This is a genomic window from Paenibacillus sp. O199 (genome assembly GCF_001636635.1).
Taxonomy (GTDB): domain Bacteria; phylum Bacillota; class Bacilli; order Paenibacillales; family Paenibacillaceae; genus Paenibacillus; species Paenibacillus marchantiae.
This window is the reverse complement of record NZ_LGRP01000034.1, coordinates 15571-39590: the sequence shown is the minus strand read 5'-3', so window position 1 is coordinate 39590 and position 24020 is coordinate 15571. Positions and strand designations below refer to the sequence as shown.

The 24020-nt window shown below is 47.6% G+C and carries 23 protein-coding genes and 1 pseudogene; 18 read left to right on the top strand and 6 right to left on the bottom strand.

The window, feature by feature from the left end; translation table 11 throughout:
- Positions 1-27 precede the first annotated feature (27 nt).
- The 4 genes from A6049_RS27755 to A6049_RS27740 are packed head-to-tail and all read left to right on the top strand — an operon-like array spanning position 28 to position 3554.
- Positions 28-1023, top strand: coding sequence for an ABC transporter permease (locus A6049_RS27755; RefSeq protein WP_063567694.1), 996 nt, complete (start codon positions 28-30; stop codon positions 1021-1023).
- Positions 1020-2003, top strand: a complete 984-nt coding sequence (locus A6049_RS27750) for an ABC transporter permease (RefSeq protein ID WP_063567693.1) — start codon at positions 1020-1022, stop codon at positions 2001-2003. The genes A6049_RS27755 and A6049_RS27750 overlap by 4 nt, the downstream gene beginning before the upstream one ends.
- Before the next feature lie 2 nt (positions 2004-2005).
- On the top strand, positions 2006-2962 hold the full coding sequence (locus A6049_RS27745) for an oligopeptide/dipeptide ABC transporter ATP-binding protein (protein WP_063567692.1): 957 nt from the start codon (positions 2006-2008) through the stop codon (positions 2960-2962).
- Positions 2952-3554 carry an ABC transporter ATP-binding protein gene (locus tag A6049_RS27740; protein ID WP_063567691.1) on the top strand — a complete coding sequence of 201 codons (603 nt, stop codon included), beginning with the start codon at positions 2952-2954 and terminating at the stop codon, positions 3552-3554. Before A6049_RS27745 ends, A6049_RS27740 begins: the two co-directional genes overlap by 11 nt.
- A 240-nt stretch (positions 3555-3794) precedes the next feature.
- Here A6049_RS27740 and A6049_RS27735 read toward each other — a convergent pair whose 3' ends face one another.
- A complete protein-coding gene (locus tag A6049_RS27735; RefSeq protein WP_063567690.1) occupies positions 3795-4991 on the bottom strand; it encodes a MalY/PatB family protein in 1197 nt (398 codons plus the stop codon).
- 330 nt (positions 4992-5321) lie between these two features.
- Here A6049_RS27735 and A6049_RS27730 point away from each other — a divergent pair, with 330 nt between their 5' ends.
- Entirely contained in the window at positions 5322-6014 is a 693-nt protein-coding gene (locus A6049_RS27730) for a stalk domain-containing protein (protein WP_063567689.1), read from the top strand.
- 247 nt (positions 6015-6261) lie between these two features.
- On the opposite strand, the gene A6049_RS27725 is transcribed toward A6049_RS27730, so the two are convergent.
- The gene (locus A6049_RS27725) at positions 6262-8262 is read right to left on the bottom strand and encodes a S9 family peptidase (protein WP_063567688.1); all 2001 of its coding nucleotides are present in this window, start codon (positions 8260-8262) and stop codon (positions 6262-6264) included.
- A gap of 343 nt (positions 8263-8605) precedes the next feature.
- On the opposite strand from A6049_RS27725, the gene A6049_RS27720 reads away from it, so the two are divergent.
- The 6 genes from A6049_RS27720 (at position 8606) to A6049_RS27695 (ending at position 12741) form a co-directional block, all read left to right on the top strand.
- Positions 8606-9175 carry an STM3941 family protein gene (locus A6049_RS27720; protein ID WP_063567687.1) on the top strand — a complete coding sequence of 190 codons (570 nt, stop codon included), beginning with the start codon at positions 8606-8608 and terminating at the stop codon, positions 9173-9175.
- 37 nt (positions 9176-9212) lie between these two features.
- A complete protein-coding gene (locus tag A6049_RS27715) occupies positions 9213-10079 on the top strand; it encodes an aldo/keto reductase (protein ID WP_063567686.1) in 867 nt (288 codons plus the stop codon).
- Between the two features lie 190 nt (positions 10080-10269).
- Positions 10270-10680, top strand: a complete 411-nt coding sequence (locus A6049_RS27710; protein ID WP_063567685.1) for a GntR family transcriptional regulator — start codon at positions 10270-10272, stop codon at positions 10678-10680.
- Positions 10673-11371, top strand: a complete 699-nt coding sequence (locus tag A6049_RS27705) for an ABC transporter ATP-binding protein (protein WP_063567684.1) — start codon at positions 10673-10675, stop codon at positions 11369-11371. The genes A6049_RS27710 and A6049_RS27705 overlap by 8 nt, the downstream gene beginning before the upstream one ends.
- A complete protein-coding gene (locus A6049_RS27700) occupies positions 11368-12108 on the top strand; it encodes a hypothetical protein (protein WP_063567683.1) in 741 nt (246 codons plus the stop codon). The genes A6049_RS27705 and A6049_RS27700 overlap by 4 nt, the downstream gene beginning before the upstream one ends.
- A gap of 135 nt (positions 12109-12243) precedes the next feature.
- Positions 12244-12741 (top strand): LURP-one-related/scramblase family protein, encoded by a 498-nt coding sequence (locus tag A6049_RS27695; RefSeq protein WP_063567682.1) that lies wholly within the window; start codon positions 12244-12246, stop codon positions 12739-12741.
- 151 nt (positions 12742-12892) lie between these two features.
- On the opposite strand, the gene A6049_RS27690 is transcribed toward A6049_RS27695, so the two are convergent.
- Positions 12893-13786, bottom strand: a complete 894-nt coding sequence (locus A6049_RS27690; protein WP_095206237.1) for a WYL domain-containing protein — start codon at positions 13784-13786, stop codon at positions 12893-12895.
- On the bottom strand, positions 13734-15089 hold the full coding sequence (locus A6049_RS27685; RefSeq protein ID WP_063567681.1) for a helix-turn-helix transcriptional regulator: 1356 nt from the start codon (positions 15087-15089) through the stop codon (positions 13734-13736). The genes A6049_RS27690 and A6049_RS27685 overlap by 53 nt, the downstream gene beginning before the upstream one ends.
- A 435-nt stretch (positions 15090-15524) precedes the next feature.
- Here A6049_RS27685 and A6049_RS27680 point away from each other — a divergent pair, with 435 nt between their 5' ends.
- The 4 genes and pseudogenes from A6049_RS27680 to A6049_RS27665 all read left to right on the top strand — a co-directional run bounded on the left by A6049_RS27680 (position 15525) and on the right by A6049_RS27665 (position 18586).
- The gene (locus A6049_RS27680) at positions 15525-17018 is read left to right on the top strand and encodes a TROVE domain-containing protein (protein WP_063567680.1); all 1494 of its coding nucleotides are present in this window, start codon (positions 15525-15527) and stop codon (positions 17016-17018) included.
- A 24-nt stretch (positions 17019-17042) separates the two neighbouring features.
- A complete protein-coding gene (locus tag A6049_RS33800) occupies positions 17043-17849 on the top strand; it encodes a nucleotidyltransferase domain-containing protein (protein ID WP_063567679.1) in 807 nt (268 codons plus the stop codon).
- Positions 17833-18087: pseudogene (locus A6049_RS33795) on the top strand (polynucleotide kinase); the annotation flags it as partial. The gene A6049_RS33800 and the pseudogene A6049_RS33795, both read left to right, overlap by 17 nt.
- 247 nt (positions 18088-18334) lie before the next feature.
- Positions 18335-18586, top strand: coding sequence for an RNA-binding protein (locus A6049_RS27665; protein ID WP_063567677.1), 252 nt, complete (start codon positions 18335-18337; stop codon positions 18584-18586).
- Positions 18587-18781: 195 nt separating this feature from the next.
- On the opposite strand, the gene A6049_RS27660 is transcribed toward A6049_RS27665, so the two are convergent.
- On the bottom strand, positions 18782-19702 hold the full coding sequence (locus A6049_RS27660; RefSeq protein WP_063567676.1) for an AEC family transporter: 921 nt from the start codon (positions 19700-19702) through the stop codon (positions 18782-18784).
- A 120-nt stretch (positions 19703-19822) separates the two neighbouring features.
- Here A6049_RS27660 and A6049_RS27655 point away from each other — a divergent pair, with 120 nt between their 5' ends.
- From A6049_RS27655 to A6049_RS27645, 3 genes are all read left to right on the top strand, one after another.
- Positions 19823-20338: a mismatch-specific DNA-glycosylase gene (locus A6049_RS27655; RefSeq protein ID WP_072735185.1), complete on the top strand. Its 516-nt coding sequence runs from the start codon at positions 19823-19825 to the stop codon at positions 20336-20338.
- A 199-nt stretch (positions 20339-20537) separates the two neighbouring features.
- A complete protein-coding gene (locus tag A6049_RS27650; protein ID WP_063567674.1) occupies positions 20538-21110 on the top strand; it encodes an RNA polymerase sigma factor in 573 nt (190 codons plus the stop codon).
- Entirely contained in the window at positions 21091-22692 is a 1602-nt protein-coding gene (locus A6049_RS27645; RefSeq protein WP_063567673.1) for a DUF4179 domain-containing protein, read from the top strand. The genes A6049_RS27650 and A6049_RS27645 overlap by 20 nt, the downstream gene beginning before the upstream one ends.
- A gap of 112 nt (positions 22693-22804) precedes the next feature.
- Here the strand turns inward: A6049_RS27645 and A6049_RS27640 are convergent, their stop codons facing one another.
- Complete coding sequence (locus A6049_RS27640) at positions 22805-23863, bottom strand: LacI family DNA-binding transcriptional regulator (RefSeq protein ID WP_063567672.1); 1059 nt, start codon at positions 23861-23863, stop codon at positions 22805-22807.
- Positions 23864-24020: the final 157 nt, after the last annotated feature.

Below are 24020 nucleotides of genomic sequence, written 5' to 3'. Positions count from 1 at the left end.
CTTTAGCCTGAATTGGGGAGAGATTGGATGGAGGACAGGATGGGATGGGCCAGATTTGTCGGATTTAAAATGCTGCGGCTGTTATCTTTGCTGGCAGGAGTCAGTGTGGTGTCTTTTATATTAATGCAGTTCTCTCCAGTGGACCCGGTGGAGGCTTACATAGGTGGAGATATGATCAGGGTGAGCGCAGAACAACGCAGTCTTATTGAAGAACGTTGGGGACTCAATGATTCACCCGTAGAACGGCTGTTTTCTTGGGGGCAGGCACTAGTTCAGGGGGATCTGGGAACATCGATGATCTATAGACAGCCGGTTGCGGACATCATCCAGGAACGATTCATGAATTCTGTCGCTCTTATGGCGGTGGCATGGGTGTTATCCGGTCTGATTGGATTCGGTCTGGGTGTCGCTGCTGCTATGAGGCGGGATTCGCGGCTGGATCGTCTGATCTGTTGGTACTGTTACACACTGGCTTCCACACCGGTATTCTGGATTGCGCTGTTACTGCTCATGGTATTCGGTGTATGGCTTGGCTGGCTGCCAATCGGACTTGGTGTACCTGCGGGCATGGTAGCAGATCAAGTGACATGGGGAGATCGGGCTATGCACATGATTCTGCCTGCGCTGACGTTGAGTCTGACGGGCGTAGCCGCTATTGCCTTACATACCCGGCAGAAGCTCGTGGATGTGCTGGACTCCGATTATATTCTTTTTGCGAGGGCACGAGGTGAGCGAGGTGTTCAACTGTTTCGTCGTCATGGGTTCAGGCATGTGGTACTGCCAGCTTTGACGCTGCAATTTGCTTCATTTAGTGAATTGTTCGGTGGAGCTGTGCTCGCGGAGCAAGTGTTTTCCTATCCCGGATTGGGGCAAGCAACAGTCCAGGCTGGATTGCGCGGTGATGTGCCGCTGCTGCTTGGACTTGTGTTGTGCAGTGCGATCTTTGTGTTTACAGGCAATATGCTGGCCGATATTCTGTACCGTATCATTGATCCGCGCATGAAGGAGGAGGCTATAGGATGAAACAGACATTGGAACGTCCCTCCCGGCCTGCGGCTCAGACTGCACAGCATCCGAAAGTTATCTCTCCCGAAAGTGAGGCGGGGAACAAGAGAAATTGGAGGTCAGTACATCCACGTACTCATGGTGGGAAAGGTTATTCAGGTGGCAGTAATTCTCGTTTCCGTAATCCGCGCAAATGGGCGATAATCTGGGGTGGCCTGGGTGTGACATGGATTGCAACCGTGTGGCTGACAGGCAGACTGCTGCCCGCTGAATCGACGCTGACCTCCTTGATGGATCGGAATCTGGCTCCGGCTTGGGCGCATCCTTTCGGTACGGATTGGCTGGGACGAGATATGTTCATGCGCACATTGAAAGGATTGGCAACGAGCATTCAGGTGGGGTTACTCGCGGCTTGTGGCGGCGGACTTATCGCGCTATTGCTGGGTCTTGCTGCTGCTTCAGGGAAAGCTGCGGACCGGGTCATTTCATGGATCATTGACCTCTTCCTGAGTGTTCCTCACCTGGTATCGCTGGTAATGCTGGCCTTTGTGTTCGGTGGAGGTTTGCCTGGGGTGGCGTTAGCCATTGCCCTGACCCATTGGCCGAATCTGGCCCGCATTGTACGGGCAGAGATGATTCAGCTGAGATCAGCAGAGTATATTCACATCTCACGCAGATTGGGTCATTCGCGAAGGCGTATTGCGGTGCAGCACATGCTGCCCCATCTGATCCCGCAGTTATTCGTGGGAGTGCTGCTGATCTTCCCTCATGCCATTCTGCATGAGGCAGCGATTACGTTTCTAGGGCTGGGGCTGTCACCGCAGCAGCCAGCGATCGGTATTATTTTATCGGAGTCGATGAGATATTTATCCGCAGGGATGTGGTGGTTGGCTTTTTTCCCAGGTCTCGCATTGTTGTTGGTTGTTCGTGCGTTTGATGTGTTGGGCGGTAGTCTGAAGACATTAACGGGAACCGGCAGTTCAAGGGAGGTGGTGTAAACATGGCTCTTCTTGAAGTAGAGGGAGTGTCGGTTTCGTTCCGGCGTGCTCGGGGATGGTTTGGGCACGAGGAGAACCATGTTATTCAGGATCTGAATCTGTCTGTCAATGAAGGGGAGATTGTCGCCGTTGTAGGGGCAAGTGGATCTGGCAAAAGTGTGCTGGCGCAGGCGATCATGGGCATTCTTCCTGCCAATGCGACGATAGAAGGTCGGATTAGCTATGCAGGCGAGCCCCTGACCATGGATCGGCAGCTTCATCTGCGTGGAGATGAACTGGTGTACATTCCGCAATCGGTCAGTTATTTGGATCCGTTGTTGAAGGTGGGCAGGCAGGTTCAACCTGTAAGCCAAAAGACAGGGCGTAAGCACGGATCGACGCTCCGATCCACGATGCAAAAGGCAGAGCAGGAACTGACGGGACGTTATGGATTGCCACAGGGCACGTCGGGCAAATATCCGTTTGAGCTGTCAGGTGGTATGGCTCGGCGGGGGTTGATGGGCACGGCCACCTCCGGGGCTCCAAAACTCATTATTGCAGATGAGCCAACACCTGGCATTCATCCCGAAGTGCTGGCTGAAACGATGAAGCATTTTCGTCAACTGGCCAATGAAGGCGTCGGCATCCTTTGGATTACCCATGATATTACGACTGCTTTGACGGCAGCAGACCGCATATCCGTATTTTACGCAGGCTCCAATGTGGAGACGGCGCAGGTTTGTGATTTTACGGGAAAGGGCGAAAGATTAAGACATCCATACACGAAGGCGCTCTGGAATGCATTGCCGCAAAATGATTTTCAAAATCTGTCTGGTACCCAGCCTGCAGCAGGTCGGCAGCAGGTAGAAGGATGCTCATTTGCACCACGCTGCATTGGAGCGACCATGGCTTGCACGAACGAACGTCCTGAGCTGCGCAAAGTTCGTGGTGGGGAAGTGAGGTGCGTTCATGCCACTTGAAGCTAGAAATGCAGGGTATCGTTATGGTAAAGACGCTTGGGTATTTCAGAATATAAGTATGGAAGTACAGCAGGGAGAAGTCGTTGGTTTGTGGGGTCCCAGTGGCTGTGGCAAAACAAGTCTTGGACGAATCCTTGCAGGTTATATGGAACCGATGGTAGGTCAAGTGCTGCTGGATGGGAAGTCGCTTCCGCTAACCGGAGCCTGTCCGGTCCAACTTGTATTCCAGCATCCGGAGAAAGCGGTGAATCCACGCTGGCGCATGCGCCGTGTCTTGAAGGAAGCCATGATCGAGGATCAGGAGCTGCTCGATGACTTGGGTATCCAGATGAATTGGCTGGATCGAAGGCCCGGTGAGTTGTCAGGCGGAGAATTGCAACGATTCTGCGTTGCACGTGCACTCGGCACAGCAACTCGTTACGTGATCGCTGATGAGATGACCACCATGCTGGATGCGATCACACAGGCACAGATCTGGCATACCGTGATGAATATCGCGCGTCAGCGTAACCTGGGACTGTTGATCATCAGCCATGATTGGGAGTTGCTGGACAGGTTATGTGATCGGATTGTGCAGATGCCAATTTCATAGCTTACGGGTATAAACCGTTTTCCAATATAAAAGGGGTGTCCGAGTAGTCCATCATGAACGTTAATCATGGATATGACTACGGGGACAGCCCCTTTTTGCAATTTTAAAGAAACCAATGCTTTAACGAAACTAGCGCACGCTATTAGACGGAATTCTACACTTTCGGTGTTGGAACGAATCGTAGACACCTTATATGCCCGATTCGTTAGCGTCTTTAATTTCCTTTAAAAGTATCTCAACTTATTTGTTCGACAGTCTGCCCACCAGCACAGACAATCTGCGCATCGCTTCTTCCACTGTTGAACGTGGGCAGGCTACATTCATGCGCATGAATCCTATGCCTTCTGCTCCGAAGATACTTCCATCATTAAAGGCGAGTCCCGCTTCCTTAAGCAGCATCGTACACAGCTGTGCATGCGGAATATTCAGCTTCCGGAAATCCATCCACAGTAGGTAAGTTGCTTCCGGAAGCCGGATTCCGATTTGCGGCATATGCTCTGCGACATACTCCTGCACGTAATCCATATTTCCGCGGATATAGGCAAGACAGTCATCCAGCCATTCTTCGGCACCGTTGTAGGCCGCTTCGGCTGCAACTGCTCCCAACGTGGAGATGTTGGCAAGTCCCATCGTTTTCACGCCCTGCATGAATGATTCCCGTAGCTTGGCGTTTGGAATGATGATATTCGAGGTGCAGAGACCGGGTATGTTGAACGTTTTGCTTGGTGCTGTACAGATGATGCTGAGTTCAGCGACAGCTTCAGAAATAAGGGCCAGCGGTGTATGTGCACCGCGTTGGTGTACCAGATCGGCATGAATCTCATCCGAAACGATAATTACATTATATTGCACGCAGAGTGCAGCAAGGCTTTGAAGTTCTTCATGAGTCCATACCCGTCCAACCGGGTTGTGAGGACTGCACAGAATTAACATTTTGACCCGACCCGTCTTCAGGCAGGATTCCAGATGCTCCAAATCCATGGAGTAATGTCCATCGTTCTCCACCAACGGATTGGTCATCAGTTCTCTGTCTTGACCACGTACCACATCATAGAAGGGTGCATATACCGGAGTCTGAATTACTACTGCATCTCCCGGTTTGGTGAACCGTTGTACAGCAATGCTGAGTGCAGGCACAATACCTGGGGTGAATACAACCCATTCATCGTTAATGCTCCAGTTGTGACGTCGCTCCATCCATCCCGATAGCGCTGCGTGATACGCATCTGTTCGCACCGTATAGCCAAAAATTCCATGTTCCATTCGAGTCTTCAACGCTTGAATGACCGACGGCGGAGCGGCGAAATCCATATCGGCAACCCACATGGGGAGTGCATCTGCAACACCAAAAATCTCCTCAAGCGCATCCCATTTCTCTGATCCCGTGGAGAGCCGATTAATCGGCTCGTCAAATGTATGATTATTGTTCTTGCTCATTGCTTAAATCCCCCTTGAAATCCGTTCCTTCGACTACAATCGACAGATTATTATCTAATAAATTTGGTGTTTTCGCAACTTGTAACCGTCAGATGGATTCCATTTTGTATAGAGCTGCATCCAGGAATATATTCATGTAATAACAATGATTCGAGCGTGCGTAAAACAAAATAATGAAACGACTAATTTTGTGCGCCGCTGGTCCTGTTTTCCTCTTAAATCATGTACAAGCTCTCACCAGATGGTATTATGATTCCAACCTTTGGTTTAACAACGAAGCAGCAACCGTACATATATTTTCGGTAATAAAACAATCAGGAGGTATTTCGGATGAAAAATAAAAGGTGGATGTTAACCGCTGGTGTCTTAGGCATGGTGTTAACGGGATCAGCAGGGGTATATGCAGGAACGCAATTGGAAACCATTAAGGCTTATTTGAACCATGGGTTAGGCATTGAAGTGAACGGACAGAAGTTCACACCAACAGGTGATCAGGGCAAGAAGCTCATTCCTATTACATATCAAGGCAGTACGTATCTCCCAGTTCGTTCCATTGCAGATACGTTGAACACGGAAGTCACGTATGATTCGAAAACTAATAAAATAAGCATCGGTTCTACAAGTTCCTCCAGTGGGTCCAGTTCCACAAGCAACAGCGGCTCAACTTCAACATCAACAGATAAAAACAATCAGGCTGAAATTGTGAAGGCCAAATATTTACCAGCTGATTTACCTTTACCAACGGATGCCAAGATAATTAGCCTGATAGAGTCTAGTGTAGACGGCGGCAAGAACAAAATCGTCTTTACATATACAACAAAAGAAACGCTGCTGACGGTAGGCACTTCCTACAAAGGTTATTACCAGAACAAAAACCTCACTCAATACAGCCAAGACGTACAGGGTGAAGGATTCAACGTTATTGCCCGTAAAGAAGGGAAATTTGCCGTATCCATTACTGGGTCCACTTCCACAACCGACAAGGATGTTAATGAAATAACTGTTGTATGGGAAGATGAATAAGAAATCGTGACAACAAGTACTCGTAGCCATGCTTTGATAAAAATAAACTTGGGATAGTAACGTAGAACGCAGTAACTGTCCTATTTCCAAACGTCCAAACAGTAAAAACCACCAGAGAAGGTCAGGATATGACCGATTCTACTGGTGGTTTTTTTGCTGATCCTGGATTCTTCTCGCTCAGGCAGACATGAAGAGCAGGAGGAAGAATATTTATTTTTTATTTCATAAATGTGATCTTATTATGGCGTTACAAGTGCTCGTTAAACCATCCGGCAATATGCTCCAGACGACGTACCCTTAAGTGCGGGTGACCTCCACGGGACAGCTCGTGATTGGCTCCCGGGAAACGAACGAACCGAGTGGTCTGTTTGCGCCGCTTCAAGGCAACATACAGTTGTTCAGCCTGTTCAATCGGACAACGCAGATCCTGCTCACCATGCAAAATCAGCAGCGGCGTGCTGACATTACCCACATATGCAAGCGGGGAGTGTTTCCATAACTTCTCGGTGTCATCCCATGCATTACCGCCAATCTGGTCTTCCGTGAAAAAGAATCCAATATCACTGACTCCGTAGAACGAGAGCCAGTTAGAGATGGAGCGCTGAGTGACGGCTGCCTTGAAACGATCAGTATGTCCAACAATCCAGTTAGTCATAAAGCCACCATAGCTGCCGCCAGTGACGCCCAGACGGGACTCGTCGATAAACGAATATCGGGACAACGCATAATCCATGGCTTCCATCAGATCACGATAATCCCCGCCGCCATAGTCACCCCGGCAGGCATTCACGAATTGCTGCCCGTATCCGAGCCCACCTCTTGGATTAATATATACAACAGCATAGCCCTGTGCTGCGAGGATTTGGAACTCATGCATAAACGTAAAGCCATACATCATATGTGGACCGCCGTGAATTTCAAGGATGGTTGGGACTTTGACTCCTTCCACCATACCAGCCGGTTTCAGCATCCAGCCTTGCAGTCGCAGGCCATCAGAGGAATCGAACCAGAAGGTCTCGGGTGTGCTAAGTTGGATTTCTTCATCCAGTTGAGGATTGCTATGGGTCAATTGTATAGGCACGGCCCCAACTTCATCAGGTTGAGTATATAGAAAGAGATCACCAGGACGAAGTACGTCTGCTACGCCTGCCACAATCTGTCCATTTTCCAGCTCAGCAAACTGATAGAACTCTTTCTCGTCCGGCAAGATGTATTCGGCATGACTGCCATCTCGTGCGAATCGGGCAATCCGGACGCTACCTTCAATAGTAGCAAGACAGAGAATGGATGAACCATCACGACTGAATACCGGACCCGTATTAGTTAAGTGTGAGCGCATATCACCAACGAGGCTATGATTGATCTGTACATCCCAATCCTTACTCAGACATACGGGTTGGCCGCCTGAGACCGGAAGGGTATAGAGCTTGACCAACGTAGCATTTCCATAGGAACGGTCGCTGGCAAGCAGTGCAAGGGATTGTCCATCAGGTGCGTACGACAGCCGGCCGAAAGAGTATCCTTCCGGAGTCAACTGCTGCACGTCAGATCCGTCAGCCTTGGCACGATACACATGGTTTGTCAGGGTGTAATCGTTATGCTGCTCGCCTTCTTCCGGAAACTGAGCGATCCAGGCAATGGACTCTCCATCCGGCGACCACGCATAGTCCCCGACGTCATAATGGCCTGTAGTTACAGGGATCGCTTCTCCGCCTTCAGTTGGAACACGGAAGAGATGGGTTCGTCGACCGTTCCACAATCCACCGCTGTCAGATTTCATTCGAATTCGATCCACGACAAGTTCTTGCAGCAGTTTTTTATCTATGTCTTCAGTTTCATCTTCGTCTTTTTCACTCATGTCCACAGATGATTTAACAAGCAAAGTGAGCCCATCCGGTGACCAGAGCAGGGAGCTAACGCCATGCTTTAAATGGCTGACTTGCTGTGCTTCTCCACCATCTGAGGCGATCAGCCACACTTGTGTTTTGCCTTCATGTTCTCGTAAAAAAGCAAGCTGTGAACCATCCGGCGACCAAGCAGGAGCGTGATCCTTATCTCCGGATGTGAAAGCTCTGTCCTTCTGGTTCTCCAGGTTAAGGAGTCTCAGGTGAGAAGAATAACCGTCTCGTGCTTCGTTTGTTTTCCGACTTACATATACCAGTTGTCCGCCCTGAGGAGACGGAGTTGGATCATTAACCCATGTAATCTGAAAAAGATCTTCCGATGTTATGCCGCGCAGACTATTCATTGTTTGTCCTCCCACCACGATCAAATTGTTTTAATTTCCTAACCTTTCCATTTATATTAACGGAAAGCATGAGGCAGGACAACTCGATTCTGAACGAACGTACTCCTATTTCTTAACAATATCACCTGTGCCCGAAAGGAATTATTGGAAGCATGACGAATCCTAATGTTGAATAGTCATGAAATAGACGAAATGCTGTCTGAAAATGATGTTTAATGTCAGTTGAATCTGTTTAATGAACAATGCTATTTAGGTATATTTGGTAATACAGCTCATTTAATGAGCTGTACCCCGTTTATATAGATCATTCTTGTCTCAGTCACCATGAAGGAGGAGCATCACTTTGTCCACATCCTATGATCAACAGCACGTGGAATACCCGAGCCGGAAGCGAATGGCATGGCTTACAGTGGGGGCGGCACTTTTTGTAGCAGCCGGATTTTTTTTGATGTTTGATGGTTCTTCAGCCAAGGGATCTGCCATTTCTTCCGTTATAGGCTTGTTCTCCATTATATTTTTTGGGCTTTGTCTCTGCTACAGCCTGGTGAAGATGATTAAGAAGGAACCTTCCTTTGTTGTCGATGAACATGGGTTTGTAGATTCATCTTCTTACACATCAGGAGGGTTAATTGCCTGGAAAGATGTTGAGAATATTTTTATGTATGAATTCATGGGACAGAAGATGATTGGGGTTAAATTGTGGGACGAGAGAGCGTTTCTTGATCGTCAGAATGGGATGAAGCGCAAAATAATGACGGTAAATAGCAGCATGGTCGATGCTACGGTAAGCATTGCCCAGAACAGCCTCACGTTACCACTGGATCAGTTGTATATCATGATGGTGGAGCGTTGGAAGCGATCGAATGAAAGGGCGAGTGAAGGGAGTAGCTTTGATCTGTTTAATAATCAATAGATAGGAAGAAGAGTATTCTCAGATTGGAGGAGTACAGATGCAACAAGGAAATCAAACGCGTACGATCCAACTGCCCGATGGGACAACACTGCCTGCAATCGGACAGGGAACATGGTACATGGGTGAGAAACAATCCAGTCGGAGAGAAGAAGTTCAGGCACTGCGTCACGGTATTGAACGTGGAATGACAGTAATAGATACGGCTGAGATGTATGCTGAAGGCGGGGCGGAAGAGGTCACTGGTGAGGCTACAAAAGACTGTCGCGATGATGTATTTCTGGTATCCAAGGTGTATCCTCATCATGCGGATCGGAAGCAGATGATTACCGCTTGTGAGCGCAGCCTTTCGCGTCTGGGTACAGATCGCTTGGATCTGTACCTGCTGCACTGGCGTGGAGGTGTGCCGTTGGAAGAGACGGTTGAAGCTCTGGAACAGCTGAAACAATCAGGCAAGATTCTGCGCTGGGGTGTTTCGAATCTGGATACAGAGGACATGCAGGAGCTATGGAACATTCCAGCTGGTCAGCATTGTGCAGTGAATCAGGTGCTGTATCATGCAGCTTCTCGTGGTATTGAATACGAGCTTCTTCCCTGGTTGAGGGAACGCCGTATTCCTGTTATGGCCTATTGTCCGCTGGCCCAAGGTGGCAGGCTTCGTAAAGAATTGTTGGAGCATTCAGTCATCCGTGAGATTGCCAAGGATCGAGGAGTCAGTCCTTCGCAAATTGCGTTATCCTGGGTTATCAGGGATGGAGACATAATGGCCATCCCGAAAGCCGTACAGCTGAATCATGTTGCGGAAAATGCTGCGGCGATGGATGTTATTTTGACCCAAGATGAAATTGTTCGGTTGAATGAGGCATTCCCTGCACCTAAGGGCAAAGTGCCTTTGGATATCGTATAGAAAACTTCTTGTCAGACCGATTACATCATACAATGAACGAAGTTGAAAGAATCAAGAGTAATAAGAGCAGATCTGAGGATCTGTTCTTTTTTTTGCATTTGAGGCCATTTTAAATAAATGGGCTTTACAACAACAAATCACTAGTGTACTATGTAACTAACACACAGATACAGAGAGGAGCGAGGACATTGTGAGCATCGAATTTGACAACAACTTGCCAATCTACCTGCAGATTATGCAGTACATCAAAAGACAGATTGTGACCGGAACACTTAAGGCAGGCGATAAAATTCCTTCGGTTCGTGAGCTCGCGGCCGAATTACAGATCAATCCCAATACAGTGCAGCGAACATTTCAGGAGTTGGAGCGGGAAGAAGTGGTTGAAACCAAGCGAGGTCTGGGTCGATACGTGACAAGTGAGGAGTCGAAAATTATGACGATCAAAAAAGAGATGGCTGGTGAATTGCTGGAGCGTTTTCTGACAGGAATGCAGGAACTGGGCATCGAAGAACAGGATATCGTAAATATCGTGGCGGATGCCGTTGCAGAGGGAAAGCAATCACTGCATCGTGATGGAAGAGGAGGAACAGGGAATGAGTAATATTCTTGAGCTGAACCATGTGAGCAAAACGTATGGCGGCAAGAAAGCACTTCATGACATCACGCTTGATATCGCACCAGGCCGAATTGTAGGTCTGCTGGGCAGTAACGGCAGCGGTAAAAGTACGTTGATGAAGCTGGTTGCAGGGCTTCTGCACCCCAGCAGTGGAGATGTTCGTGTTACGGGAAAAGCGGTAGGTTTGGAAACGAAGTCGCTGGTATCCTTTATGCCGGACCGCCCATTAACCGAGAGTTGGATGAAGGTACGGGACGCGATTGCGTATTACCGCGATTTCTACGCTGATTTTGATCAAGAGAAAGCGAGAGAGATGCTTGATTTCATGAAGCTTGGAGAGGGAGATAAGGTAAGACATCTGTCGAAAGGCATGAATGAACGACTGCAATTAACACTGGCTCTTTCCCGTAAAGCTCGTCTTTATCTGCTCGATGAACCGATTGGCGGGGTAGACCCGGTTGCACGTGGCAAAATTCTGGATGCGATTGTGAAGTTCTATGACGAAGACAGCAGTCTGATCATCTCTACACATCTCGTAACGGATATTGAACGAATTTTTGATGAAGTGATCTTCATTCGTGAAGGTGAATTGGTGATGCGGGAAGAAGTGGAGACACTGCGTCTCAAGTACGGTAAAAGTGTGGATGAGATGTTCAAGGAGGTCTATGCGGAATGATGACATTGCTGAAGTATGACTTTAGAAGGAATTGGAATACGCTTTTGGCTGGGTTAGCCGTATTGATTATCGTTCAAATTGGGCTGGCATTGTTTTTTTCTGAAGTAACAGGGAGTGTTATAGGTGTCATTGCATATGTCGGAGCAGGTGTGGCCATTTATGTGAAAATGATCAAGACATACCGATCCAATATCCGTTCGTTCAACCGTCGTCTTGTGCCGGTAACAGGGCTGTCTCACGTCTTGTCTCCGATCATATTCGGAACACTCTGCTGGTTGGGCTTAATGGTTGTTGCTGCCATTCACTACTTTATTTACAGTACAACGCATACAGGGATTAACTTTACCAGCTACATTAACGATTCGGGTATTCATGTTTCGGAGATTCTTAATGTGTTGCTGTTTCTCTGGTGGGTGGCTATGTTCAGCATCATAATCATCTTCCTCTCCATTTCTATCGGAGGCAGCTTCCGCTTTAAAACAGGACCGTGGATCAGTATTGTCGCATTTTTCGTACTAGTCAATGTCATTAGCTGGCTGGAGAATATCATCTTCTCGGGTCGTTTTAATTCGAACGAATTATTTCATTTCACTGAAGAAAGCACAGCGCTCTCCTTTACGTCCAATCGGATTACATGGTCAGATGGAACATGGGCCAGTATTATTTTTGAAATCATCGTGGCTGTGATTTTGGTTGGTGTTGCTGTGTATCTGAATAATAAAAAAGTTGAAGTTTAAGATAAGATTCTGTCAGCTGCAATTTAGCTGGCAGATTTTTTTATTTGAAGCAATTCCCAGTTCTTATACGTAAATAGGGATATATGTCGTTTTACAATATGGAAGAAGGTTTATTTCTTGTAAGGGAGGAATTCCATGGAACTCTATTTCAGAGATAATTTCTTTAATGCAGGGTACACCGAGATTATGAACCGTGAACAGGAACAGGCAGGTCATCTCGATTTGAAAAGTGCCTTTGGTTCATCGCTTGATGTATTCGATAACTTGGGACTCATTTGTAATGGTAAATTCCGCATGTTAAGTAACCGTTGGGATGTGACCTCAGCCGATGGAAGGGAATGGGGTGTCTTACGGGCGAGAATCAGTTTCCTCAGTAAGAAGTATGAGTACGATGCAGGACCGCGTGGTGTGTATGATGTCTCCGCTCCGGCGTTTTCATATGAATATGATATCACCGGGATGGGCGGTAAAGTTGTGGCAAGCTTCAGGCGTACAAGTGGCTGGTTCGGTTCAGGCGCATTTGTGTTAGACAACCAATCAGAACATCTGGATACGTATGAATTGATAGCGGTTGTGATGGGTGTGCATGCGACTAATAAAAGAAGGAACTCGGCTGCCGGTAGTGGTGCGTAGAGAAAACATATGAACAAAGAGGCTGTCCCTTAGGTCGTTAGTATAACGGGGGACAGCCCTTTTTGTATTATATTATTCTAATGAAACGAACACACGCTATTTGTCCCCCTATGCATAAGTTGGACGTTTAACGAATCACAACTAACAAGAGCTATGCAGAATCACTGCCGTCTGCATTGGCGAAAGGCTTTTCAATGGGGTGGCTCCGTACTCCTCCAGAAGTCCGTTCAGGCATTGCTTCAAGCTCGGTTTCCGCATAGCGTGCCAATACTTTGGCGGCTGTCTCGGACATTCGCTCTCGAAGCGCAGCATTGTCTGCAATCCGTACTCTTTTGCCCAAAAAACGCATTTTGGACAGCACATAATCCATCTCATTCCGCGGGATGGTCAGTTCAATGCGGTACGTCTGTTGGGCTTCCACAAATTCCACCTGCTTCTCGAAGCAGGAAAAGGCATACAGAATTCGCGACAACTCCTGATTGAACTCCGGCAGCACTTCGATCATTACGGTCGTCTTCCGGTTTTCCGTTAAAATCGCGATTTTGGCAGCATATTGAGAAGCAGTTTCCGGTTGAAGCGGCTGAGCTTCCGCGGTAATGATGCTGTGCAGCTTGGTGGACATCAGTTTGTTGTAGAGTGGAGCATACCAGAGTACGTACCATTCTTTTTTGACCATGGAATATTCGAGCTTGTAGGGGTATCCAAACTGATCCTGACTGATTCGTCCATTGCGTACACGCCCTGTCAAGCGAAACCCCTGATGATGCAAAATCATCTGCCGTAATGGTTTGAGCAGCGGATGAAAGACACTGTTCTCTTCACTTTTGGCTTTTTCGGTCAGGTAATCCTGAAGGTCCAGATCCTGCTCTGCATCCAGCATGTCATGCATTTTGTGCAACGTATCAGGATGCAGCGCTTCTGGTGCGGCAGGGTGATTCAGCATCATGCGCAGCCAGGCTCGTTCCTGGGAAGTCCAGGTGAACAGTCCGGTTTCATTCAATCTCGTCATCATCTGGTAGTTGAACATCTTCTCGAACAGATTCATAATATTGCGCAATCTCCTTCCATTCCTTAATCATCTCCTGACGCAGCCTCTGTGGAGCGATCACCTCACAGCTTGAGCCAAAACTCCGAAGCCATGGCTTAATCTCGGTGATCCCGTTGACCTGGATTTCATACAGAAAGGTATGTTCCGTTTCGGGCGTAATCGTTCCCCATTGGCCTTGCAAACGAACCCGATCCAGAATGAAGTTACGCTGGCCGTCCTGAGGATGGAAGAATCGTGCTTGAACCGTCACGGTATTCCCTGTATCCACCAGCCAGCTGTAATTGCTAATCTCGGCCCACTGTTGCTTCAATTCGAGCATATATTGTTCTTCAATCGAATCCTGTTCCTCCAGCTGTGTAATGCCTTCCATCCGGAATTTCACAAAGCCACGGCGTCCCTGATATCCAATGACATACCAGCGACCATACTGATGGTCATAGACCACTTCAAGCGGTACGATCCGGTTGGATCGTCCGCCTGCTTCCCGTTCAAAGCGTGGATTCGTATTCTGCGAACTGTAGCTGGACGGTTTTTTCGGTGAATAATACAGAAACTGCACATGTTTTCGTTGGCGGATCGCACTAAGCAGAGTGTACAGATGTGCTTCGTCCAGAATGCGTGAATAATAGTGGTATTTATAGATAAATGGTTCGGTGGCTTCTTCCTGCGGATAGCTTGCGGCAATGGCTTTTTTGAGACTGTCGCGCAATAAATATCCCTGCACGGACGGGACCTGGGTGTTCGCCATAATATCCACAAAATCATACAGCTCCAGCTGTTCTTCCACGGTTAGACCCGTAAGTACGTCCTGCTGCAAAAGGTAACGATATGGCCTGCCGCCAGGTTCCTTGCGGATCACCCCCACTTCTTCCAGATACTTCAGATCGGAGCGAATGGTCTTTTCGTCAGGCAGCGCCAGTTCCTCTGGAAGTTCAGCGCAGCAGGCATCCAGTAATTCCATTGCGGTTAAAGCTTGATCTTGCAGGGTATGCAAAAGGACAGAAAGACGCTGAATTTCGGTCTCTTTCATCGACTTGGCGCGAAAGAGGAAGAGCAGCATAGGCTCAGCAGATTCTCCGTACTGGAAGCGAACAAGGTCCGCCATTTCTTTGTTTGGTTCCGAACCTGAGCGTTGGTCAGCGACGGTCTGCATGATTTCTTTTAATCTGCGTTGGGTTTTATCAAAAGTATGTACGGAGATGCCGAGTCGTTCGGCATACTGTTTACGGTTGTACGCACCACTTGTCAGGGACAACATGCGCAGAAATTGAATTTCTTTGTCAAAGCTTTCTTTAGCCATGAATATTCACTCCTTGGTGGCCTGGAGTCAGGCGGATATAGTGGATGACTATGTTGGCAGAACAATTCTGCGATATATAGAAACATTCGTGATCTTCCCATTTACTATATCCCTACATTGTATCAGGATGAGGGGCTGGTTTCATTTTAAACTTATGGAGGTCGCCATACTTTCGCCATGTTCGCGTGCAAATGTGTGAGGCATAATAAGGTTGTGAAGCGAGGCAGCAACAAGCTCTGCGGATCAAGGTTCCGAGGCGCCAGGGAGGGTTACTTCGACTGTTAATCGACCAGGTCGTTGGTTCGAATCCAATCGCCGCCGTTCATGGCGGTGTAGCTCAGCGGTAGAGCGGGTATTATACCTTCCCACCTTTTTCCTCGGAACATTTTATTATGGAATATCAGTAAATAGACTCACACCGGGAGGTCATGAGGGATGAGCAGAGCAAAACAATTATTTAATCAACCTCAGCCAACGACACGTAATCATGGGGGCTACGGAGCCTATGAGCGATTGGTGGAGGAACAATATATACAGATGTTGATGACCAATACATTGAACAATACGTTTTATGCAGATACACAGCAACTGATGGATGATGCGATGGTCAGTCATCAGGAGATGGCTGAGGTCGATGCAGGGTTTATGGCGCGGGCGCTGGTCTATGCTCGTAATGAAGGTTTGATGCGGTTACAGCCTCTATACGGGCTGGCACTGCTGTCTAAGGTGGACCCGGATCAGTTTGCGAAGGTATTCTCCAAGGTTGTACAGACACCGGCTGACTTGGCCGATTTTCTGACGATTCTAAGAGGAACGGGTCGGGGACAGGGCGGTCGAGCGGTGAAGCGCCAGGTGAGTCAATTTTTGAACGGCATCACTGAGTATTGGGCAATCAAATACAACGGGCGAGGGCGAGGATACAGTCTGGGCGATATGATCGCTACAGCACACCCCAAGCCGACAGATATGAAGCAACAAGCCTTGTTCCGTTATTTGCGAGGACATGAGGTGGATCTTACGGACCTGCCGCAGTTGCAGGCGCTGGAAAAGCTGAAGGCTACCCCAAACCCGGCAAGTCGGATGCATCTGATTGAAAAAGGCAAACTGCCGTATTCGGTGGTCACATCAATCATGCAGCCGACACGTACGGTATGGGAGGCGTTGATGTCCCAGATGCCGACCTTCGCATTGTTACGTCATCTGAATGCAATGGATCGGGCGGGAGTGTTTGAGAAGTCGAAAAATATCGATTACGTAACGGGCCGTCTAACGGATGCAGAAGCCCTGCGCAAGTCGCGCATCTTACCTTTCCGATTCGCCAGTGCGTATGAAATGATCGCAAGAGAAGAGCTGCGCTATGCTTTGCGGGAAGCGGTGGAGCTATCGATTGGCAACCTGCCATCGCTGCCGGGAAGAACCGCCATTTTCCTGGATCGCTCCGGTTCCATGCAAGGGGATTATTTGCGGATTGGTTCGGTGCTGGCACTGGCGCTATATAAACAAACACGAGGCAACTCGTTGTTCTGGTTATTCGACCATATGGTTGAAGATGCTCGTCCCAAGATGGATGAAAGCATCCTTTCCCAAGCTCACCGGATTCGCGCACAAGGTGGAACCGACACGGGACGGCCTGTACGAGAGCTTCGGGATATCGGAGAAAAAGTGGATCAGATCATTATGATCACCGATGAACAGCAGAATGAAGGCAGTCCGTTATATGTTGAGCTTGAACGTTATCGACGGATGATGAATCCGGACCTGAAGGCATTTATTGTGGATATTGCACCTTATCAGCAGGCAATGGTACCGCCACGGGATGGCAAAACCTTTTATATCTATGGATGGAGTGAAACGGTACTGACGTATATTGCTGAGACTATAACGGGATATGATACACTTGCGAACCGGGTGAGAGAGATAGAGATTTAAATTGGAAATGTGGAGGCCACAGAGATGACTCATGTTCATGAAGAAATGAGAGATACGATTAGACAGCAGCTGAAGCAGATTGAAGAGGAGGAGCAGGTACGGATCATTTATGCCTGTGAATCGGGCAGCCGGGCATGGGGATTTCCTTCACAGGACAGCGATTATGATGTTCGTTTTCTGTATGTGAGACCGCTGGAATGGTACTTGTCGATTGAGGATAAAAGGGATGTTATCGAACGCCCAATCAGTGATCAGCTCGATATGAATGGTTGGGATTTGCGCAAAGCCTTGAAGCTGTTTCGCAAGTCGAATCCACCACTGCTGGAGTGGCTGCAATCCCCGATTCAGTATGACGAACCGTACAGTGTGGCAGAGCATATTCGTGCACTGTCGCCTTTGACCTTCTCGCCAAAGTCCTGTATGTACCATTATCTGAATATGGCGAAGGGAAACTTCCGGGATTATCTGCAGGGTGAGCAGGTGAAGATCAAAAAGTATTTCTATGTGCTGCGCCCACTGCTGGCCTGTGGCTGGATCGAACGTTATGATGCGATGCCGCCGATGGCCTTCGAAGAGCTGGTGCAAGAGCTTGTACCTGAGACTACACCGCTGTATATGGAGATTCATGAGTTACTACGCCGGAAAAAGGCAGGCGAGGAACTCGACCTGGAACCCCAGCTACCCGCGATACAGGCTTTTTTGGCAGAGAAGATTGCGCATTTTGAACAACTGGCCGGTCAACTGGAGAGTGAACAGATTATTCAATATGAAGAACTGGACCGTATCTTCCGTTTTGCACTGCAAGAGGTGTGGGCTCCAACCTGCGATTAAAGTACGAGGTCGTGCGTATTTGCACATCATTTATGGTATGGATTACCTCGCACCGGACAATTTGTCCCGGCTCAGCAAACGCAAAACGTCCAAAAAAGAGCGCCACGCTCTGATGGAAAGTGCCTTGGGTATGGAGGGAATCGAGCGTTTTGTGCGCATGGAGCCTGTGGAAAGAGTGCATGAATGTGTGCTCGCAACATTGGCTTTGGAGTCTGAACCGGTGGACCCACGTTTGTAATAGAATCGGTGAAGCATGAGACTTCTGATTCCTTTGGATGCAAGGTAATAGGGCAGGTTTGGTATATCCAAGCCTGTTTTTGTTTATTTTTCGTCAAAATATTTCATTCGAGATAATTAAAATTAGGATTTTTAAGGTTAATATAAATAACTAAAGCCCTATATGTTTCCAATCCATTCTGGGTAATAATTAATAGTAAGCAAGTGGTCATTGGAATCTCACAACGTAACGATAGGGGGTAACCTGTATGGCGTCAATGATTCTGTTGGTGAAACAGACGGAAGACGATGAAAAGGTTATTTATCGATTCGGACCGAATGAGCGGAAGATGGGACTCATTGAAATGAATAAGGTCAAGGAAAGTGTGAAAGAACTGGAACCTGTTCAGGTCGAGGGTGTCAGTCCGAGTTTTTATTTCAATCGGGCCGCACAGCGACTGGTTCGATGTTTGTTCAGAGAAGGCGGTAAGTTCCCTGAACGGACGACATGTGAATCTTAGTTTTTTAAGGCTGGTAAGTCGAACAACAGACTTGATCAGATGGCATATGAAGATAACAAAGAGGTCCAAGTGCATCCGGAATATGGATGCGTTGGACTTTTTTTAGTTGAGCTGTTATATCATCCATATCCGCATAACCAAAAAGTTCACTGCTCCTTGGAGGAAAGTGAACTGGACATTTTTTAAAATATGGTATCAGAACGTCTTCGCAAAGGAAATCAGTGCAGTAATTGTAATGATGTTAAGCAGCGTCGAGATCAAAACTGTCTGGGCCGCAAAGTCTGGCTCGTTATCATACTCCTCGGCCAGAATGGACGCATTGACTCCGGTAGGCATACCGGATGCGATAATAAGAGCCTGAGCGGCGATACCTTGCAAACCGAGCAGCAATACAATCGAAATCCCGATGGCCGGGCCAATCAGCAAACGCAGAAATGTGCTAATATACACATCAAGACGATACAGGCGGATTGGATATTTCACAATTTGGGCGCCAAGTGTCAACAATGCTACAGCGACCATACTTTGCTGCGCGTAAGTCAGTGGCATAGACAGGAAAGTGGGCAATGGAATATTCCCCATATGAAACAAAATACCGAGCAACAGTGCATAAGGAACGGGCATTTTTAGAAATCCAATGATTACCGCACGGTAATTGCCTTTGAGCTTCGCACCCTGAATGGACAGCACACCATAGGTAAATGTCAGCAATGCCTGTAAAGACATGACCAGTGCCTGGATGGAAGAGGCCAGCGGATCACCACGAAATACCAGGGAGTTGATGGGCAGACCATAATTGCCTGCGTTGTCCAGCATGATGCTGTTGTTGAAGGCAGCCTTCATGCCTTTGTTCATGCGAAGCGAGCGTGCGAACACAGACCCCACAATATAGAGAATAAGTACATATAAGGCGTAAAAAAGCGTGACAGTTCCGAGCAATTCCCCCGACATATCGGAGTGATACATGCTCATAAAGACGGCTGCGGGGGTAATACAATAGAAATTGATTTTGGCGAGGGTGTACAAGTCCAACTTGAACACCTTTTGCATCCAGGACCCGACGGCAATCAGGAGAAAGACGGGCAGGACGACTTCAAGCATGATGTCTGCAATCATCAGTTCAGCTTCCTTTTTCATGAAAATTTCAGTCCGATTTCGAAAATACTTCAACCATTATATCATTTTATACACAGATGAAAGATGTAAATGACTAAAAAAGATAAGGGGCTTTTCATTATGATTCCAGATCATCTGGATTATGGTTTATCGATATTATTTATTGGATTCAACCCCAGCATCACTTCTGGAGAGACAGGTCATCATTATGCTTATAAAGGAAACCGTTTCTGGCGCATTCTTGAACGTTCCGGATTGACCCCTCGTTTATATGATGCACAAGAGGATGGAGAGTTGCTGAAGCTGGGGTACGGATTTACGAATATTGTGGCCCGACCGACAAGAGGTATGGACGATATTACAAAGGAAGAATATGCAGAGGGACGGCAGATTTTACGGCAAAAGTTGGAGGAATACCGACCAGACATCGCCTGTTTTGTTGGGAAAGGGGTATACACCCAGTACAGTCAGCGTGCCAAAGCGGAATGGGGATTTCAGGACGACCCGGTCGTCAAGGAAATTCATGAATTTGTAGCCCCGTCATCCAGTGGGTTAGTGCGTATGTCGATGGACGAGATCGTAGCGATCTATTCCCAGCTTAGTGATTTTGTCTCAGAGAAAAGCAGGGAGGACTGAAAAACGAAGCGAAAAAGAAACTCCACATGGCAGCAAGCGCCGCAGCAATAATGAAACTTCAATGGTTGCAGAGTTCGCCCATCCGGTTTACACCGGGTGGCGCGAATTCTTTTTTTTGGATAAAGTGAGAAGTTTCAGGAAGTGTTTCCGTCTATATAGTACAGAACCATGCATGGAAGCTGTAGAGAAGGGGGATTACATGACTCAACAGATACCAGAGGAGGAGCTCATTCAGCGTATTATTGCGGGAGACAAACAGCTATTCGCTGTGCTCGTGGATCGATATAAAAATAAAGTCTTCGGCATTTTGCGTGGAATGGGTGCGAGTCATCAGGATGCACAGGATCTCGCTCAGGATACGTTTCTTCGGATTTACCGCTATCTTCCGACACGAAGGGAAGGAAGCAGTTTCTCGTCCTGGGTATACACCATCGCTGTGAATCGGATGCGGGATTTTATGCGGCAACAGAAACCTGTGATGACCGCTGTTCATACGGGCTTGGAACAGACCAATGGTGAAACACCAGAGAAACATGTACTGCATAAGGAAATGCAGCGTGAAATATATCGCCAGATGGACCAACTACCGGAATCGTATCGGCTAGTGCTGCTGCTTAAATATACGAATGAGCTGAGCTATGAAGAGATTGCAGATATCACGGACATGAGTCCGACTCAAGTGCGTAATGCACTTTACCGAGGGAAGAAAACGCTGAAGAAACAAATGGAGCGCAAAGGAGGTTTATCGACGTATGAAGCCTATTCCAAATGATGAGGATCGATTGTGGGAACAGCATTTGTTCCGTGAGGAACCGGATGCGGACTTTACGCTTGAGGTGATGCGGAAGCTGGAAGGGGTGTCCATGGAGAGCGCAGAAGACGGGGATCCATTTACTAAAAAGGCTTCCAAGTCCCATTGGATGCGCCGTACGGGAATCGCAGCGGCGGCAGTTGTGATCCTTGTGGGAGGGGCCTATTTTGCTTTTGATCACACAGAAAAATTGACTCAACCCACGGTGAATGCCGTAAATAACCCGCCATTACCTAACATACCTGTTCCAGAAGAACTTAAGTATTCCTATTATGCCGATGATTACAAACGTTTGAAGCCACTCGGTCTAGTGGTTAATCCAAATATTAACATTGAGGATCAGGGCTACACGCTTAAGATTGAAAATGTGCTTGTAGATCGTTCTCAGATTGTAATGACCTTACAGCAAAATGCACCAGATGGCAGTATGATTAATCCGGTTTATCCCGATTTGGGAAGAGTTCATATTACAGATGAGAAAGGAAATTCGATTGCATCATTGTCTTCGCCTGGGGATCAGACTCTGTACAGTTCAAAATATCAAAGATTTGTATACCAGTTGCAGGACGAAATTCCGGATAAAATCGTTGTTCGAGGGGAACTTAGTCATTTAAAGATTCCCAGTTATTATAATTCCGAAAAGGAGGAATTTGTGGAATCTAGCGCAACAGTTGACTGGAGCTTTCAATTCAACATCGATATGACCAAAGCCAAATCACTGGCTGTTGAGGCTCCCATGAACAATACCTACACCACTCCTGAGGGTTTGAAATTAGATATGACACAGCTTGTACGTACGCCAAATGGGACCCGCCTTGATATGAACATCAGTCTGGATGATCAACTGCGTGCCAAAGTCGGAGAAGATTGGGCAGATGATATGGACTTGATGTATCACCTCGAAATTCCTGAAACGAATGAGTATCGAATATTCAACGGGAGCAGACCAGATGCCCGTCAACCCAAGTTCCGGTTCCGAGATTTGAGTGGATTAATGGATGGTGGTCCATTGAAGTTATCGGAGACATGGGACCCTGCTTTTGTTACGGTGGATGCGAAGAAGATTCGCTTTGTCCTGGAAGGCTACACCATCCCAGTGTGGGGAGAGAAGTCGGTGGAAGTGGATCTGGAAAAGATGCGTAAGGATGCTGAAATTTACACCTACGTACTGCAATTTGAACAATATGGAGATGAAATTTTATTTTCTGATTTCAATTTCAAACCGGTGTGGGAATCCTATGACAAAAACTACTCACTAGTCCTGGAGGGAAGAGGGAAGTTCCGAAATGCTTTTAATGGCGATCGCTGGGTGGCCGTAGATTCGGAAGGGAAAGAGTATCCTGTTCAAGTAATCGGTTTTCCAGACCAGCCTAATAATGACGGAGAATACGTTGCAGACAATCTGAAATTGGTCATCCGTGGTTTTTACAAAGAAGATGGAACGAAATTAACCTTAAAACGAACCGTAGTTAATCGAGAGTATCGAGATGTGAATTGGGAAGTAGATCTTCCGTCGTACAGTAGCCTGCCTTGGCTGAAATAAAGAAACGGAACGGAATAAGCTTGGATGAATAACAAGATAGTGATAAAAGGCCTCGCATAATAACATGCGAGGCCTTTTTGATATTCAATAAAGTTAAGTTGTGCACATTGAGCTACGCCGATTCCCGTGGAATAAGGGATGTGGATAACATGACCGTTTCCTTTGGTGTTCCTGGGCGTTCAATCCTGCGCTGCAAAGCTTCGATCGCACGCTGACCGAGCTCCTCTTTGCACAGGTTGACTGTGGTCAGGGGCGGGGACGATGTAGCGGCGGCATGCACATTATCGATACCGATGACAAGACAATCCCCAGGTGTGGAGAAACCCATTTCCTGCAACTTATTCATCCACTGCAAGGCGATATCATCATTGACGCCAATCCAGGCATCAGGCCGTTCGTCGGCGGGCATGTTTTTGATTGTGGCAGCCAATTGGTCAATCCATTCGCCGTTCTCATAAGGAATATTCCATTCTCTGAACGTGGTCAACCGACTGCTGTCTGCGTGAAAATGGTTCAAAGCCAGTTCGATGCCGATCTTCCGCTGTGCAAAGCTGGCAGCCCGGCCATCATCCGTAATCAGACCGATGCGGCGGCACTGCATCGACATTAAATATCTAGCCACAGTAATGCCTGCTTCCAGGTTATCATGGCTGATGGTATCACAGTTCAACAGTGGCTCCTGATGATCCACGAGCACAATGGGGCGGCCTGTCTGGCTCAGTCGTTGCAGGACAGCATGGGGGAAAGCGCCCATGGCGATGACTCCTGCACAACGTTCCCAATCCAAGTGAGGAGCGATTGCCCGTTCTGGAGGCGTGTGTTCATCAGCGACTCCCAGAGAGGGAGATACAATGGCATGATGCCATCCTCTTTCATTACAGGCAGAGATCATGCCGGAGAGGACGCGCTGCCAATAATGGGGCTCACCCCGGTTGAGCTGATTCATGCAGATGAGAGCAAATGGGGGCTCGGATTGTTCCGTATGGATTGCAGTTGGAACAGTGCTGCTTCCGGGGGTGCTTTGGCGATATCCCAAGGCACGGGCTAATTCCAGCACACGGGCGCGAGTCGCTTCGCTGACACCTGTCTTGCCACTGAGTGCACGGGAGACGGCATATTTGGATAATCCAAGCTGGTCGGCCAGCGACTGGATGGATACTTTACGTGACATTTCATTACTCCTTCATATGTAAACAATTTGCATAAATCCAACGAGCCATTTCAATCTACAAGATATGATCCAATTTATTTTTTAATATACCATCCGTTATGAATTGACGATCATCTTCCGGCACAGTACACTTACAAATAATAATGTTATTATAATT